The organism is Salipaludibacillus daqingensis, assembly GCF_029891575.1.
In the GTDB taxonomy this organism is placed as follows: domain Bacteria; phylum Bacillota; class Bacilli; order Bacillales; family Salisediminibacteriaceae; genus Salipaludibacillus; species Salipaludibacillus daqingensis.
Genome location: NZ_JARZHF010000017.1, coordinates 1 through 16,412 on the forward strand (window position 1 = coordinate 1; position 16,412 = coordinate 16,412).

A 16,412-nucleotide genomic window follows, 5' to 3' on the forward strand; every position below is an offset into this window, starting at 1 on the left:
TTGAATGGAATCCAACACTTCGCTTTGAAGAGGTTGCAACTCCTTTTCTTGTGTTAAAGACGTATAAACTTGTCGGATATAAAAGTTGGTTGTGTTATGCATGTTCTTTGCACGTTGGCACATCTCTTGAAAATATTCGTGCATTCGGTGTCCTTTTTTGACACAAATTTGCATGGTTTTGTAGTTTGCCATTTGATTTCCACCCCCAAACATAAGTTCTAATACGTTTATATTACCCAAAAAATTATAAAAATTCTAGTACCAAAACCGCCAATTCACCTCCCACCTAAAATTCTATCGAATTTTTGAGGAAGGAGTCCTCTTGGCTTTAATGATAGAAGAATAAGGCTATTAATGAACTAAAGAGGTCTATCATTAAGTTTTTTCACTTAATGATAGACCCCTCTCTAATAACTTTTACTTACTATGATAGCTCTAGAACCAGTTGATAGGTTCAGGCTTAAGGTTCTGGAATATATGCTTTGTTTCTGTATACTCTTCAATACCTAGTTTACCAAGTTCTCGTCCAATACCAGACTGCTTAAATCCACCCCATGGTGCATGTGGGAAGTAAAGGTTGAATTCATTAATCCAAACAGTTCCCATGCGCATCTTTGCTACACAACGTTCAGCTTTTGCAATATCGTTTGTCCATACGCCACCAGCAAGTCCGTAGATAGAGTCATTAGCAAGCTTTACTGCGTCTTCTTCTGCACGGAATTTCTCAACCGTGATAACAGGACCAAAAGCTTCATCTTGAACAATGCTCATGTCTGTTGTGCAGTTTGTGAAAATAGTAGGCAAGTAGAAAAATCCATTTTGTAGTTCTGGATCTTCTGGTCGGCTACCACCAACTGCTATTGTAGCACCTTCTTTAATACCTGCTTCAACGTACTTCTCCACTTTCTCAAGGTGCTCTGCTGAAATAAGCGGGCCCATTTGTGTGTCTTCGTCAAATCCGCTTCCTAGCTTAAATCTTTTCACTCTCTCAACAAGTGCATGGACGAACTCATCGTGAATACTTTCTTCTACGATCAGTCTTGTACCGGCGGAACAGATTTGTCCAGCGTGGAAGAATACCGCGTTTAATGCTTGGTCAACAGCTATCTCAAAATCAGCATCAGCAAAGATGATGTTAGGATTTTTCCCACCAAGTTCAAGTGCGAGTTTCTTCACATTAACGCTTGCCGCCTGCATGATTTTCTTACCAGTAACAATGCCACCTGTAAAGGAAATGAGATCTACATCAATGCTACTAGATAGCTCTGCTCCAACTGTATGACCAGCACCAAGTACTAAGTTAGCAACGCCAGCAGGCACTCCCGCCTCTTCCATTAGTTCAAATACTTTAATCGTAGTAAGCGGTGTAATTTCACTTGGCTTCATGATTAAAGTATTTCCAGTCGCAAGTGCTGGAGCTAATTTCCAAGAAGCTTGAAGTAATGGATAATTCCACGGTGTAATTTGACCACACACACCGACTGGTTCGTGAACTACTCTACTAATAGAGTGTGGCACTGGAGAATCAATCAGTTCCCCGCCATTTTTATCTGCAAGCTCTGCATAATAACGAAATACGCCCGCAATATCATCCATATCTCCACGACTTTCTTCTACTGTCTTACCAGTATCTAATGATTCTAATCTAGCGAGCTCTTCTTTATCTCTTTCTATGAATTCAGCAATTTTTCTTACGATTGTCCCTCGCTCTGTTGCTGGAGTAGAAGACCATTCTCCGTTATCAAATGCTGCTCTTGCTGCAGCGATAGCTTCTTTTGTATCTGATTCATCACTTTCTGGAACAGTAGCAATAATTTCCTGGTTAAATGGATTAATAATATTACGCGTATGACCTGATTTCGCATCTATCCATTTACCATTAATGTATTGTTGTTGTTTTAGACTCAATATCATCAACTCCAATTTTTCAAATATATTAAGTTTGTTAAAAATTTATTTAATCTTTCAAAATGTTAACATGTATCTTAGAGGCTGTCAAAGATACATTCAAAACTTAAAAGTTTAGATTGAATTAAAATGAACTAGAATGCTTGTAGTACTGCGTTAGTAGACATTTTCAACTCGTAAAAATCGCGTTTATCATTTGACATTTAATCTGAACACGGTATCATAAACTTTGTGAAGAATATTAAAAAAACATTTAACATATTAAACTATTTTTAGTAGGAGGGAATATATGAGTGAATCTGATGAAAGATCCAAAATTAAAATAGAAGAAGCGAAAGATAAAGTCATTGGCGCCATTGCAGAGACAATGGATTTATATGGTGTAACACCATCTGCAGCCAATTTATATGCGACGATGTACTTTAAAGATCAGATGACTCTTGATGAAATGCGTACGGATCTCGAAATGAGTAAACCTAGTATGAGTACTAGTGTCCGTAAGCTTCAAGAAATAGAAATGGTAAAAAAAACATTTACACGCGGTTCTAGAAAACATACGTATGTAGCTGAGAAAAATTTCTTCCGTTCCTTTATGGTATTTTATTGTCATATGTGGGAACGAGAAGTGAAAATGAATATGGAAGCAATTGAAGAAGCACAAGAGGATTTAAAAGATGTCATAAAAGATTCTACTAGCACACTAGAAGTTGTTGAACAGGCAAAAAAATACTTTGATCAATTAGAAGAATCTAAAACATACTACCACTGGTTGTCAGATTTAGTTGCAAGTATAAGAAGTGGGAAAATATTTGAGTTTTTACCTAAAGATCCGCAAGATTAATATGAAAAATTATTAGGTAGTCGATAGACAGTAACAATCACTTGACTACCTAATAATGAAAAGTTTTACTAATCTCTTCTTAAATAAGAGATTCTTACGTTTTGTATTAAGGTTAAATATATTTTTAACAAATTTAACCTTTGCAATATATTAAACAAAATAAGGGGTTTTTTTAATGAACAAATGGAAAAAAGAAGTTAGATTTATCATTGTGCTGCTAATGGGGGCTGTATTGACAGCTTGTGGAAGCACTAATGAAGAAGCAAATAGTGAACAAGCTGATGTAGAAACAGAGGTAAGTGACGAAGAATTAACATTCTCCCAAATTAACTGGGCTGAAAATATTGCAGTAACAAATATGTGGAAAGCAATTTTAGAAGATAAAGGTTACACAGTAGAGTTAAGTTTATTGGAAATGGGCTTTTCGATGGAAGCTTTAGAAAGTGGCGAGCTAGATGCTAACTTAGAAATATGGTTACCTGTTCAAGACGCAAATTATCTAGAACAATATCAACATACTGTTAATTTCTCAGATTCTACTTGGTTTGATAATGCAAAAGTAGGTCTTGTTGTCCCAACCTATTTAGAAGAAGTAAATAGTATAGAAGATTTAAATGAACATAAAGAACTATTTGATGGTGAAATTATCGGTTTAGACCCTGGCGCAGGTACGATGGAAGTTACGGAACAGTTAATTAAAGATTATAATCTTGAATTTGAACTATTACCAAGCTCTGAACCAGCGATGTTATCTGAAATTGATAATGCAGTAGGAAATGAAGAGCCAATTGTGGTACCACTTTGGACTCCACACTGGGTATTCTCTGAATACGATTTGAAATTTCTAGAAGATCCGCAAAACATATTCGGTGGTGTAGAAAAAATTCACCATGCTACAAGACCAGGATTTGAAGAAGATTATCCAGAAATAAGCGAGTGGTTTAACAATTGGAAGATGGATGACCAACAAATTGGCGAGCTTATTGACGATGTAGAAAGTGCTGAAGACCCTCTTGATGGAGCTAAAAAATGGATTGAAGAGAATCAAGACTTGATAGATGAATGGGTAAAATAAAGCTAATTTGTTTTAAATAAAGAAGTTAGTCTCTCTTTTTTGAGAGACTAACTTCTTTTGTATTTCTAAACTTTTAAACTTTTTTTCCTTTAGCTAATATCTTTATCTTTCCTCGCTACCGAGCGCCCCCTTTTCTTGAGAGCGCACAATAATATTTTGAGAGCGCACCTCCTTCGTTTGAAAGCTCACCAGCCTAGTTCAAGAGCGCACCAGCACACCGTAAAAGCGCACCCTTTTCATAAGTGCACGCAAAAAAATTCGAAAGTGTTAGAAAAGGTGGAGATAAAAAGAGAAGGCACTCTTTCATAAAATGTTCGCTTCGACTGGCAAATACATTTTGAAAGAGGCCTTCTTATGAAAGAGTTATTTAACTTAACCTTTTATTGTGCCTGCGTCGGCTGGATGTACTCCATGACGGTAGAAGTCAGCATGAATAGGCTCCAGTGGTTTACGCCCAAGGATGATGTCTGCTGCCTTTTCCGCCAACATCAACACTGGTGCATGGATATTACCGTTAGTGACATATGGCATAGCAGACGCATCGGCTACTCGTAGATTGTCGAGCCCATGGACTTTCATGGTTAGTGGATCCACGACAGCCATAGGGTCTGAAGATGGTCCCATTTTTGCTGTGCAAGACGGATGAAGCGCAGTCTCCGCATCTTTTGCCACCCAGTCCAATATCTCCTCATCTGTTTGAACGGACGGGCCAGGTGAGATTTCTCCTGAATTGTAAGGTGCGATTGCTGGCTGAGACATAATTTTCCTTGAAATTCTTACCGCTTCTACCCATTCACGTTTATCCTGCTCTGTCGAAAGATAGTTGTAGACCATGCTTGGATATTCTTTAGGGTTTTTCGAACGGATCTTTAATGTCCCTCTAGCATCAGAGTACATAGGTCCGACGTGTACTTGGAATCCGTGAGCAGTGTCTGCTTTTTGTCCATCGTACCTTACCGCTACCGGAAGGAAGTGGAACATCAAATTTGGATAGTCGACGTCCTCGTTCGAACGAACAAAACCTCCACCTTCAAAGTGGTTCGTTGCTGCTGGACCTTTGCGGCCGAGCAACCACTGTAAACCAATCCAAGGCATGCGAGTTTTCTTTAAGTTAGGCTGCTCTGAAACCGGTTTTGGACAGGAGTATTGGATATAGCTTTCAAGATGATCCTGAAGGTTTTCACCTACCCCAGGAAGATCAACTACTGGTTTAATACCAAGTGAGCGCAAGTGCTCCGCATCACCCACACCTGACAATTGAAGTAGCTGAGGTGTATTGATTGCACCGCCAGAGAGTATGACTTCACCTGCATTAATTTGATGTGTTTTCCCATTTCGTTGATACGTCACACCCTTAGCTTTAGTACCTTCGAAATCGATACTTGAAACAAAAGCACGAGTTTTCACAGTAAGGTTCTTACGTTTCATAGCTGGATGAAGATAAGCACGTGAAGCTGATAAACGTCTGCCTTTGTAAACGTGCTTATCAAACGGACCAAATCCCTCTTGCCGAAAACCGTTTACATCGGGCGTTCGCGAGTAACCAGCCTCGACACCTGCGTTAAAGAAAGCTTGAAATAAAGGATTTTTTGCTGGCCCACGTTCCAATTTAAGAGGACCATCGTGTCCGCGAAACTCGTCATCTGATTCCGAAGCTAAAGCATTTTCCAGGCGTTTGAAATACGGAAGACAGTGAGCAAAGTCCCACGTTTCCATTCCCGGATCGGCTCCCCAACGTTCATAGTCCATCGGATTACCGCGTTGGAAAATCATACCGTTTATGGAGCTCGAACCTCCGAGCACCTTTCCCCGGGCATGCTTGACACGTCGTCCATTCATATGAGGTTCAGGGTCAGTTGCATATTTCCAGTCATATAAGGATTTCCCTGCGGGGAACGGCAAAGCTGCTGGCATTTGGATTAATAAGTCCCATGAAAAATCTTTTCGACCTGCCTCTAACACAAGAACACTGCGTGTCCCATCTGCACTTAAACGGTCGCCGAGAACAGAACCCGCACTACCGCCACCTATAATAACTACATCATATGTTTCTTTCATCTGTTGTACCTCCTTGGATGTTTAAAATTGAATGCAAGTAATCAATAAAATATGAAAAGCATTCATCAAAAAACTCACATTCCGTTATTGAAACCAGTTCATAGGTTAATAGATTATGGTTTTCTAAATATTATTTACTTGAACCAATTCACCTTTATTCCGTTAAATTTTTATTTAACATTTTTAACATATTTAATTTAACATAGTATATTTAATTTGTAAACCGGCGTCTATACTCTATTACATCTTTCTTTACCTTCACTCAAGAAAGGAAAAGATAATCTTCGCATGAGCAAGCCGAGCATGAGAACCACCGTTCGAAAATAACAAGACATCTATATTGTCTAGGAAATTAGAAATAAAAGAATCTTTGAATTTTTACCAATTGAAAAATCGAATCGAAGAGAAAACGATAACAAATGAACATTCACCAAAACTGAGAGGAAACACCTTGGAGGAAGCCACAAATCATTGTTAGCTGAAGCGAAAGTTATTGTTATGGAACGTTCAGGACGAACTGATAAAGTTAACCATACAAATCATTTATCGTTATGAACCAAAAAAAAGCTTCCCAAAAGTTCATTGAACTAATGAGAAGCCTCTATTATATACCTGATGTTAGCATTTTTTTAGTAAATCACTTCAAAATCCTTATATATCAAAGGGTTCGGGCGATGATTACATCATGCCGCCCATTCCGCCCATTCCACCCATGCCGCCCATGTCAGGCATTCCGCCACCTGAGCCTTCTGCTTCTGGGTGATCTGCGATAACTGCTTCTGTCGTTAAGAACATAGCAGAGACAGATGCTGCGTTTTGAAGGGCAGAACGTGTAACCTTTGTAGGGTCAACGATTCCAGCTTCGATCATGTTTACGTACTCGCCAGTTGCAGCATTGAAACCAATGCCTACTTTTTCACCTTTAAGACGTTCTACAATGATAGATCCTTCAAGACCTGCGTTTTGTGAGATTTGACGAACAGGCTCTTCAAGTGCACGAAGAACGATGTTCACGCCTGTTGCTTCGTCTCCAACAACGTCAATGCCACGAACAGCATCTAAGACATTGATTAACGCTGTACCACCACCAGCAACAATTCCTTCTTCTACTGCTGCACGAGTGGAGTTTAATGCGTCTTCAATACGAAGTTTACGTTCTTTCATTTCTGTTTCTGTAGCTGCTCCCACTTTCACAACTGCTACACCGCCAGCTAATTTAGCAAGACGCTCTTGAAGTTTCTCTTTATCAAAATCAGAAGTAGTTTCTTCTAATTGTGCTTTGATTTGGTTTACGCGATTAGAGATTTCTGCAGTATCTCCGCTTCCATCAACAATCGTTGTGTTATCTTTTGTTACAACAACTTTAGATGCGCGACCTAGTTGTGTAATGCTAGCAGACTTAAGGTCTAATCCAAGGTCTTCTGTGATGACTTCCCCGCCAGTTAGTGTTGCCACGTCTTCAAGCATGGATTTACGACGATCACCGAAACCTGGTGCTTTTACTGCAACAGCGTTGAATGTTCCACGAAGTTTGTTTACAACAAGTGTTGCAAGAGCTTCGCCTTCCACATCTTCTGCAATAATCAAGATTGGGCGGCTCTGTTGAACCACTTGCTCAAGTACTGGAAGAACTTCTTGGATGTTTCCGATTTTCTTATCTGTAATCAAAATGTACGGATCTTCAAGAACGGCTTCCATTTTGTCAGAATCCGTTACCATATATGGTGACGCATATCCGCGGTCAAATTGCATACCTTCCACTACTTCTAATTCAGTAGCAAAACCTTTTGATTCTTCCACAGTGATAACGCCGTCATTTCCAACGCGCTCCATTGCTTCTGCAATTAATAGACCCACTTCATCGTCAGCCGCAGAAATAGCAGCTACTTGAGAGATAGACTCTTTGCTTTCGATCGGATTAGAAATTTTCTTTAATTCTGCAACAGCGGCTTCCGTTGCTTTTTGAATACCTTTTTTGATAACCATTGGGTTGGCACCAGATGTTACGTTTTTTAGACCTTCAGCAATCATTGCTTGTGCAAGAACAGTTGCTGTTGTTGTTCCGTCACCAGCAATGTCATTTGTTTTACTAGCAACTTCAGCTACGAGCTGAGCACCCATGTTTTCAAAGTTATCTTCAAGTTCGATTTCCTTAGCAATTGTCACACCGTCATTTGTAATAAGCGGTGAACCAAATTTTTTCTCAAGAACAACGTTACGTCCTTTTGGTCCAAGTGTTACTTTGACTGTATCTGCTAAGCGGTCTACACCGCGCATCATCGAACGACGAGCATCTTCACTAAATTTAATATCTTTTGCCATGTTAAACATCAACCTCCTGTTATTTATATGTAGTGCTTTTATGTTAGAAAAGAGTGACCGAAAAATCGGTCGGTGTTTTTACGTAGTTGTCACTATCGGTGATTAGCCGATAACCGCAAGAACATCGCTTTCACGAAGAACTAAATATTCACTACCTTCATACTTCACTTCTGTACCTGAATACTTAGAGAAAATAACTGAGTCGCCTTCTTTGACTTCCATTGCTACGCGTTCACCGTTATCCGTCACACGTCCGGAACCTACTGCAATAACTTTACCTTCTTGTGGCTTTTCTTTTGCAGAGTCTGGAAGAACAATTCCACTCTTCGTCTTTTCTTCTTGCTCGATCAATTCAATGACAATACGATCACCTAATGGTTTTAACAAGGAAAACACCCTCCTTTAATATTTTTGCGCAAGTTGCGCATGTTTGAATTTTTATTTTATTAGCACTCGTCGTCTATGAGTGCTAACACAATTCCTATAATAATCATTTAAAAATATTTTTGCAAGTATTTTAAACGATTTTTTTATCGCAAAATTCGATAATCCTCGCCTCCACTTATGAATTATCCCCAATTTAAGTACTGTTAAAACATAGGTTTAATGGTAAAGATAACCCTATTTTTCTTATCCTCACACATAAAAAAATCTCTTACAAAATAACCTTAACTAGCATCGGCTACTATCTAAAAGAATATACGTTTGATTAAGGGCTCTTCATTCTATTTTTCCAAGTGGTTATGATACAATGTGGTAGTTAATTATTAAAAACTTGCACCAAACTATAAAGAGTAAGACATGAAGGAGAATTTACATTGACGAAAAAATATTGGCTCATTCTCATTGCTTTTATCTTAACGCAACTTTCCCCTGTTGCAGTAATGATAGTTCTACAACTTAATGGATTTTCGGGGACAGAGGCAGAGTTACAAGGAATGTCTGTGTTCATTGGTTTCACTTTAGGATTTATCGTAATCTCGCTCATTGCCCTAAAAACAAAACCTGATAAAAACTTTATTCAAGGTCAGGCCGATGTAGGTCAAACCGTCTTATGGTCCATCGCCGGTATTTTCATGGCTTTTGCGGCACAATATGTAGCAGCGCTCATTGAGATGACACTATTAGGTATCGAACCTGGTTCTGAAAACACAGAAATGATTGTCGACATGGCGACAGCCGTTCCTTATATGGTGATCGTTGTTGCTATCTTTGTACCAATTATGGAAGAACTCGTGTTTCGCATGGTTATCTTCGGCAGCTTATTTAAGCGATTTGGTTTCTGGATAGCTGCAGTATTAAGTGGACTTATCTTCGCCATTGTCCATTGGGATTTTGAACATATTCTCGTTTACCTTGCGATGGGAATTGTCTTTGCTTTCCTATATGTAAAAACAAAACGAATTATCGTTCCAATCATTGCACATGTGGGAATCAACTCTTTTGTTATGTTGATTCAAGTTGTTTTTGGGGAACGTCTACAAGATTTAATTGAACAAATGGAAGAGTTTGAGCAAGCCGCTCAAGCATTTATAGGAGGTTTCTTCTTATGATTAAACCCTCACGTTTTCACGGGTATATGTATTTCTTTCTAGGAACATTATTTCTCTATTTTGCAATTCAATCGGCTCAGCAGTCTTCTGGATGGGATTTTTTCACCATCTTACTGATTGCTTTTGCAGCAATTGATTACATGATTGCTTTTCGAACGTTTGGAGCAATTGCTAAACAACAACAAGATAAAAAACAATAATGAAAAAGGCTCTCTCAAGAGCCATTTAAAATTCAGAAAAACGAGTCAGGATGAACATCCTAACTCGTTTTTTAAATGCAGTGAGATGTCGTTTTCTCAAACTAACATGATAAATGATACATGATTTTTCTAACCCCTAAAAAAGTAGTAGCTGAAGATTCCGCAGATGCGAGTATCCAACAGGATACTAAAATCGTTCCTAACCTTCTACTCTTTCTTGATCAATAAACTGATGAATAAGTCGGACAGCATCTAAATAAAAACCCTTCTTTATAGATTTAGATACTTTTTGTTCAAATTTACCGAAACTAGGAACAAGGATTGTTTCCAATACATCTCTCAATATGGTACCGATGACATGAACCTCTTCCTCCACTACTTCTTTTCTTTGTAACAGTAAAAAATGTTGAAACATAAGCAAATGGCCAAGATGGTCATGACGAAGATACTTTTTTTCTGCAAAGGTGATAAACCCTGTAGAATTGTATAACGCAGCTAACTTTTCTAGAAGCTGCTGTTCTCCTTCTGAATCATTTTCACACGCATACTTGCCTAGATAAGGCGGGACATAATAACTTCCCGGGATAAAGAAGAGATTGTCGTACTGAATCTGCAGTTCCTCTTCTTTTGTTTTCGATAATAATTCAAATAAGCGGAGAACATCTTCATCTAATTGCTGAAAGCTTTCATTTTGTGTTTTAAACAAATGTTTTAAAACATCCGTTTCACCGTACATCACTTGAGCAAACAAGACGTAAAGGAACGTTTTTTCTTCAACGGAGTAGCTCATTGTCCTCATGCTTTTTTCACCTCCACCTTTGCATAAAGCTGCGCAGCAGAACCTCCAATCGGATCGAATAAACCATTATTTTTCAAAATAGGATCAAGGCTTAATAAATCATTCGCTGAAAATCCAGTATCTCTTCCTTTTGCATAAAGTCCTGACTCTTTCTTCGGTTCCGAAAACTCATAGCTTGTATGACCGTATTCCGAAGCGGCACCGGTCCACTTACCATCTACTTTGATCGGTTTAGAAGCATAAGCTGTGTGCCCAAAATTGTAACTACACCCTACAACACCTGGACGAATCCCTTCCGTTACCATGACTCGACCTTCCGCTTCATAATCACTTCCACTGATCTTAACCGTGTCTCCATTCTTCAGACCACGGCCATTCGCGTCGATGCCATTCATCCAAATTGGATTGTCTTCACGAATTTCCCTTAGCCATGCATTCGATATCTCTCGATGAGTTCCGATATGTTTCGCTTTCCAGTTTGTCATAATTAGCGGTAAGTCTCTCGCATAGGTCGTTTCGTCATATTCTTTTATTTCTTCATAAACTGGAATACCGCTATGAAACTCGCCACTAAATGAATGTTTGTTTCTGGCCGTTACTTCATCGTAGAAGTTTGCTTGACCGCCATATTGGTACTTTACATGTTTTCCATCATTAATATATTCTGTGCCTGGCTCTTCAAATCTACCACCACGATTCAAGACATAAACAACTTTTGCCCATTCCTCTGGTTTGACCGCTTGTTTCAATCGATCTAAGTCGAAAAATTCTTGGAGCGCTTTTTCTCTTGCGTTAACAAAAATTTGTTGTTCTTCTTTATCCGCATCAGGAACTGGTTCTTCATCGTAGGCGATATTTGCTGCCATCTTCATGTAGTATTCTTCATAACTATTTAAAGAACTACCGTCAGTAAAGGCATTGTCCCCTACTCCCGGAAGATCCAACCGTTTCGACAATTCAATAAATACGTCTTCCACTGCTTTTGCATCAGGAGCAACTCTTGTCACTGGTTGCATGATACTGCTCAACTTATGAAGTTGGTTCGGATAAATCGTTTCTTGTCCGAAACGCTCTAAATACGTTAAATCAGGAAGGACATAATCGGATAACTCCGCTCCTTCACTTACGGATATATCTAACGTTACGAGAAGAGGAATCTTCTTCTCATCTTTTAATATATCTCGATACACGTGTCCATTTGGAAAGGAAAGAATTGGGTTCATTCTGTAAATGAATAACGCTTTTAATCCATATGGGTATTCATCTGCCGCACTCGGGATTAATTCATGTGACGAATTCCCTGTTGCCGAAAACCACGGTCGAAGAGCTGGATATCCGCCGTCACGCTCAAACAATGTACTTTGCTCATAGTTGGACTGTTTTCTCGTCACTGGAATGCCCCAAGGCGTCTTTCCTTCTGGAACCGTATCTAAATCATAAGCGCCCTCAAACGGTCCGTAATTGGCCCCTGATGAGATACTACCACCTTTCCAATCGTAGTTCCCTACGAGATGGTTTAATATATTCATTGCTCTTACACTGTAATAACCGTTCGTGTGCATTGCATTTCCTCGATAACCAAAAGCTGCGGCTTTTTTTCCATGGGAGGTAAATTCTTTCGCAACGTCTTTGATCATCGCCACGTCAATGCCAGTGATGTTCGAATATTCTTCGAGCGTATGTTTCATCACTTCTTCTTTATAAAGGGTGAAGGTAGACTTCACTTCCATCCCATCAATGACGGTATCTACTTCAAGGTCTGCTTCTTCTACTTCCGTAGACAACTGAGGTTTACCATTTTTGAAAACAACGAACGCTTCCTCTTCCTCGATTCCTAAATCAGCCGGACGAAGTTTTTGTTTCGCCGGATCACTTAGGTTCACGAGGTGAGTTGCATCACTCCATGTTGGCTCCCCATCTTTATCGGCTGCTTCTTTGTTTGGATTTACTAAATAACGTTTATCATACTTTTCATTTTCTATTATCCAACGAGCCATGGCTAATGCAAATGCACCATCCGTACCTGGAATAATAGGAATCCAATGATGGGCTTTCTCCGCTGTTTTCGATAAGCGTGAATCCACCACTGCCATTTTCATGCCACGTTCAATTGCATTTGTAATTTGTGGTGCCATCCATGTTGGTCCCTTGTTTGCTACAACCGGATTTGTTCCAAATGCAATCATGTATTCTATATGGTCTATGTCCGTATACGTGCGTCGTTTACCATGTTCAAAGGATCGAACATTCCCAATAACACTACTTACGCCGCATATCCCACCATGATCATCAAAATTCACACTACCAAAACCTTGATTCCAAATTCGCGTATTTGTAAAATGGCGACGATCTCCGCCTAGACAAGCGACTTGATTCACTTTCGGACCAAAGTCTGGATGTTTTGTGTCAATAAGAACATCTTTGTATTTTTCATGAAAATCTTCTTGCGATAAATTTCCTTCTTTCACTTGTTCCCAATCACCCATCACCGTTTCTTCCTCTTCATATGCGATAAGATCTTTCAATCCAGGAGTGCCTAAATCATTGCTACCTTCGACAATTTCTTCATATGCTTGATCCCATGAAATAGTCTTCCACTTGCCACTTCCACGAGGGCCAACGCGCTTCATCGGTTTTTTTAAACGATAAGCATCGTACGCTGTTTGAATCCCCGCTTGCCCTTTCAAACACGTTCGTCCCCCTCGCAATCCTCGACCAGCAACTGCAACGCTTCCTCCACCTAAGGCTGCTGCGGCAACTGGTTTGGCATAATCAATCTGTCCCATCGGTTTCATGGTTAGAGGACTGTAAGGGTTTCCTGCGATTTTGCGCACGAGCGACGTACATCCGCCTTCGATTCTCCCTTCTTTCACATACGCCTTGATCGTGCAATGCGTATTACACTGTTCACATGTCGTATAAATGACGTTCTCTGCTGTATAGTCTTCCGTTGCCGAACCAATACCATGTTCGTCGTCTGCCCACACATTTCCACTAGTCATCTGACGAATCGGACTCCCGAAAAACGGGGAAGCCACAGCAATCGCACTAAGAATTCCCGCTCCTTTGACGAACGACCTTCGATTCAGTTTTTTATCAAACGCAGATTTACTCATGACTGTTCACGTCTCCTTCCTCAGTTTCCAGTGGTAAAAATTTTGCCCCTAGGGAATATAGAAACAATCCCATTGCTACAACTCCAATAGAGCTTAACCATTCCACCCAGTTTGGAAAATAAAATCCTTGCGGCAATCCTTTCATGGACTGAACGATTTGTGTTGGGACAACAATATTGAATCGAACTCCGATAATGCCAATGACAACGAGTATAGCGGCTACCGTTAATGCTTTCACAGACTGGTTCGTTCGTTTACTAAATACGAGATAAATTGGCACAACGGCTCCTAGAAACAGTTGTACTCCCCAGAACGACCAAGACATCGGTCCAGTGAACATGACATCAAGCACAGCCATTTTTTCTGGTTTCAAACTCAGTCCTGCGACTAGAAATTCATAAAATTCAAGCGTTAAGTCAATCACAAGGAAAAAGATCATTAACGTAGCTAATCCTTTGATCATCGTGAGGTCTACCGTTTTCCCTCTCACTTTTCGTTGTATCACATACATAGCGATGAGTAGTGCCGTTCCTGAAACGAGAGCAGAGACAACAAAAATAATTGGAAATAAAGGGGTGTTCCAATATGGCTGAGCCGCTACCGCCGCAAACAATGTTCCTGTCCCACCATGAACACCAATAATCGCAATAGGAATTCCGATAATCCCTAAAATTTTCATCCAGCGATGATCTTTTTTAGCGGATAGGTCTGATGTATCATCACTACCAAGACGAATCACATTGGCTAGCTTACTCTTAAACCCTAGTTTTTCTTTTGCTAGTTTTACTAGATCAATTCTCATGGCAAACCATAGTTCCGTTGCTAAGAGAACCATATAAATTAAATAGAAACGAACTTCCCACGAAAGGATACTCATGACATTCCAAAACGTCATCGCGTTAAATGATCGATCCATCCTTCCTAAATCCAACAAAATAAACGTTAAGGCGACAACCATACAAATAAGTGCGGTAAACAATGCAAACCTACCAACTCGTTCGTATTGTTCCATCCCAAATACGAAAATCAACGTAGACAATAGAAACGCTCCAGCACTTAATCCAACAAAAAAAATATAAAAGGCAACCCATGCGCCCCATGGAACGAAAGCACTCAAATTCGTCACTGCCAATCCTTCTATTGCTCGGTATAATATTGCTCCACCGCCGGCAATCATACTGATAACCAATGCTGTCATCCATCGTTTGAATCGTTTGGCGGTTATCGTTTCAGATTCTTCGTTATGTTGTTGTTGTAAAATCGCTGATTGACTCATTTTTTTCTCCTCCTAACGTAAGTAATATACTCTTGGCTCTGTGCCGTACTCTTCTTTTAAACGGAAAGCTCTTGAACTATTAGCCATTTTCGAAACGACGCTATCCGGATTATTCAAGTCCCCAAAGAATCTCGCATCCCCTATACACGTTTCTACACATGCTGGTTCTTCTCCACGCTCTAATCGATGAAAACAAAAATTACATTTTCGAACGGTTCCAATCGGTGACTTGCCGTCCTCTCGTTTCCCTCGATCCATTCCATGTTCTGGAGACGTTGCCTCTTGATAGCCTGTCATTTCATCGTAGTTTTCCCCAAAGTCGAACGTCCTTGCTCCGTAAGGGCATGCAACCATGCAATATCTGCAACCGATACAGCGATCGGAATCTTGCACGACAATGCCGTTATCTGCTTTGTACGTTGCTCTTACCGGACAAACAGACGCACATGGTGGCTTATCACAATGCATACACGGTCGAGCAATATTCGTTCGAGAAACGTTTGGAAACGTCCCTTCCTCTTCTACAAAAACTTGGTTGTAAGATACTCCAGGTGGTGTGCGATTTTCTGCTTTGCAAGATACAGTGCACGTTTCACATCCGACACACTTTCTTAAATCAATCACCATTCCCCATTTGACACCGCTTTGGTCATCGGTTGTTGCTTGTAATGCAAGTTTTTGTTTGAATTCTTTCCCAACAGATTCTTGGTATTTTTCCACAAATGCTTGCTCACTGATCAATCCATCAGACAACCTTCTCGCATCTGCTGCCATATTCAGTCCTAATTTCGTGTCATATTTGGATGACTTAAGAATATCTGCTCCATTTACTAATCCTTTATTGATCAACACATCGTATTTCGAACTCATTTCCAGTTCCCCCTTCTTCTCTGTCATTTATGAACGGTCATTTTTGTCCTTTTCAGAATCATCGTCACTCGTCAATTCTCTTGTTGATTTTTTAAATTCCTTTAATGTGTCGCCGACGGCTCGCCCCATTTCCGGTAACTTCTTCGGTCCAAACACAATCAATGCAATGATTAAAATGATAATCAGTCCTGGAATCCCAATATTTGATAACATCGTTGTCTCCCCTTTCTGTTTCTCGTCAGTTAATTAAAATGCAATTCTCATGCCAAAACGAAAAAAAGATGATGCAATTATTTAAAATAATCGCACCACCCTTGTCGTATCAACATTTTTAATTTTTAACTTTTTTTAAAAACGAAAAATTCCCTACCTCAGAAAGGGAAGGAATTTCTGT

The 16,412-nt window shown here is 39.7% G+C and carries 13 protein-coding genes and 1 pseudogene; 4 read left to right on the forward strand and 10 right to left on the reverse strand.

The genetic code is table 11. The annotated features are described in order from the left end of the window. Positions 1–192: pseudogene (locus QDN89_RS21605) on the reverse strand (RNA-guided endonuclease InsQ/TnpB family protein); the annotation flags it as partial. 243 nt (positions 193–435) lie between these two features. Then, positions 436–1,908 (reverse strand): betaine-aldehyde dehydrogenase, encoded by a 1,473-nt coding sequence (gene betB / locus QDN89_RS21610; protein WP_280772266.1) that lies wholly within the window; start codon positions 1,906–1,908, stop codon positions 436–438. A 289-nt stretch (positions 1,909–2,197) separates the two neighbouring features. On the opposite strand from betB, the gene cudC reads away from it, so the two are divergent. Both cudC and QDN89_RS21620 read left to right on the forward strand, forming a co-directional pair. Beyond that, positions 2,198–2,749 carry a choline uptake/conversion transcriptional regulator CudC gene (gene cudC, locus QDN89_RS21615; protein ID WP_280772267.1) on the forward strand — a complete coding sequence of 184 codons (552 nt, stop codon included), beginning with the start codon at positions 2,198–2,200 and terminating at the stop codon, positions 2,747–2,749. 175 nt (positions 2,750–2,924) lie between these two features. Beyond that, complete coding sequence (locus tag QDN89_RS21620) at positions 2,925–3,824, forward strand: glycine betaine ABC transporter substrate-binding protein (protein WP_280772268.1); 900 nt, start codon at positions 2,925–2,927, stop codon at positions 3,822–3,824. 372 nt (positions 3,825–4,196) lie between these two features. Here QDN89_RS21620 and betA read toward each other — a convergent pair whose 3' ends face one another. The 3 genes from betA to groES all read right to left on the reverse strand — a co-directional run bounded on the left by betA (position 4,197) and on the right by groES (position 8,591). Further along, positions 4,197–5,882 (reverse strand): choline dehydrogenase, encoded by a 1,686-nt coding sequence (gene betA / locus QDN89_RS21625; protein WP_280772269.1) that lies wholly within the window; start codon positions 5,880–5,882, stop codon positions 4,197–4,199. Positions 5,883–6,560: 678 nt separating this feature from the next. After that, the gene (groL, locus tag QDN89_RS21630) at positions 6,561–8,204 is read right to left on the reverse strand and encodes a chaperonin GroEL (protein WP_280772270.1); all 1,644 of its coding nucleotides are present in this window, start codon (positions 8,202–8,204) and stop codon (positions 6,561–6,563) included. Positions 8,205–8,306: 102 nt separating this feature from the next. Further along, positions 8,307–8,591: a co-chaperone GroES gene (gene groES / locus QDN89_RS21635; RefSeq protein WP_280772271.1), complete on the reverse strand. Its 285-nt coding sequence runs from the start codon at positions 8,589–8,591 to the stop codon at positions 8,307–8,309. 431 nt (positions 8,592–9,022) lie between these two features. Here groES and QDN89_RS21640 point away from each other — a divergent pair, with 431 nt between their 5' ends. Next, positions 9,023–9,757 carry a CPBP family intramembrane glutamic endopeptidase gene (locus QDN89_RS21640; RefSeq protein ID WP_280772272.1) on the forward strand — a complete coding sequence of 245 codons (735 nt, stop codon included), beginning with the start codon at positions 9,023–9,025 and terminating at the stop codon, positions 9,755–9,757. Next, the gene (locus tag QDN89_RS21645; protein WP_280772273.1) at positions 9,754–9,957 is read left to right on the forward strand and encodes a YdiK family protein; all 204 of its coding nucleotides are present in this window, start codon (positions 9,754–9,756) and stop codon (positions 9,955–9,957) included. Before QDN89_RS21640 ends, QDN89_RS21645 begins: the two co-directional genes overlap by 4 nt. Before the next feature lie 199 nt (positions 9,958–10,156). On the opposite strand, the gene QDN89_RS21650 is transcribed toward QDN89_RS21645, so the two are convergent. From QDN89_RS21650 to QDN89_RS21670, 5 genes are read right to left on the reverse strand one after another with little or no spacing between them, the layout of a single operon-like run. Then, positions 10,157–10,756 (reverse strand): TorD/DmsD family molecular chaperone, encoded by a 600-nt coding sequence (locus tag QDN89_RS21650; RefSeq protein ID WP_280772274.1) that lies wholly within the window; start codon positions 10,754–10,756, stop codon positions 10,157–10,159. After that, positions 10,753–13,872, reverse strand: coding sequence for a molybdopterin-dependent oxidoreductase (locus tag QDN89_RS21655; protein WP_280772275.1), 3,120 nt, complete (start codon positions 13,870–13,872; stop codon positions 10,753–10,755). Before QDN89_RS21655 ends, QDN89_RS21650 begins: the two co-directional genes overlap by 4 nt. Next, positions 13,865–15,148: an NrfD/PsrC family molybdoenzyme membrane anchor subunit gene (nrfD, locus tag QDN89_RS21660; protein WP_280772276.1), complete on the reverse strand. Its 1,284-nt coding sequence runs from the start codon at positions 15,146–15,148 to the stop codon at positions 13,865–13,867. Before nrfD ends, QDN89_RS21655 begins: the two co-directional genes overlap by 8 nt. Before the next feature lie 12 nt (positions 15,149–15,160). Next, the gene (locus QDN89_RS21665) at positions 15,161–16,018 is read right to left on the reverse strand and encodes a 4Fe-4S dicluster domain-containing protein (RefSeq protein WP_280772277.1); all 858 of its coding nucleotides are present in this window, start codon (positions 16,016–16,018) and stop codon (positions 15,161–15,163) included. A 27-nt stretch (positions 16,019–16,045) separates the two neighbouring features. Continuing rightward, a complete protein-coding gene (locus tag QDN89_RS21670) occupies positions 16,046–16,231 on the reverse strand; it encodes a twin-arginine translocase TatA/TatE family subunit (protein ID WP_280772278.1) in 186 nt (61 codons plus the stop codon). Positions 16,232–16,412: the final 181 nt, after the last annotated feature.

Bases quoted from the DNA above. Each gene is read 5' to 3' on its own strand.
- cudC (WP_280772267.1), top strand. From the start codon at position 2,198: ATGAGTGAATCTGATGAAAGATCCAAAATTAAAATAGAAGAAGCGAAA.
- QDN89_RS21620 (WP_280772268.1), top strand. From the start codon at position 2,925: ATGAACAAATGGAAAAAAGAAGTTAGATTTATCATTGTGCTGCTAATG.
- betA (WP_280772269.1), bottom strand. From the start codon at position 5,882: ATGAAAGAAACATATGATGTAGTTATTATAGGTGGCGGTAGTGCGGGT.
- groL (WP_280772270.1), bottom strand. From the start codon at position 8,204: ATGGCAAAAGATATTAAATTTAGTGAAGATGCTCGTCGTTCGATGATG.
- QDN89_RS21645 (WP_280772273.1), top strand. From the start codon at position 9,754: ATGATTAAACCCTCACGTTTTCACGGGTATATGTATTTCTTTCTAGGA.
- QDN89_RS21650 (WP_280772274.1), bottom strand. From the start codon at position 10,756: ATGAGGACAATGAGCTACTCCGTTGAAGAAAAAACGTTCCTTTACGTC.
- QDN89_RS21655 (WP_280772275.1), bottom strand. From the start codon at position 13,872: ATGAGTAAATCTGCGTTTGATAAAAAACTGAATCGAAGGTCGTTCGTC.
- nrfD (WP_280772276.1), bottom strand. From the start codon at position 15,148: ATGAGTCAATCAGCGATTTTACAACAACAACATAACGAAGAATCTGAA.
- QDN89_RS21665 (WP_280772277.1), bottom strand. From the start codon at position 16,018: ATGAGTTCGAAATACGATGTGTTGATCAATAAAGGATTAGTAAATGGA.
- QDN89_RS21670 (WP_280772278.1), bottom strand. From the start codon at position 16,231: ATGTTATCAAATATTGGGATTCCAGGACTGATTATCATTTTAATCATT.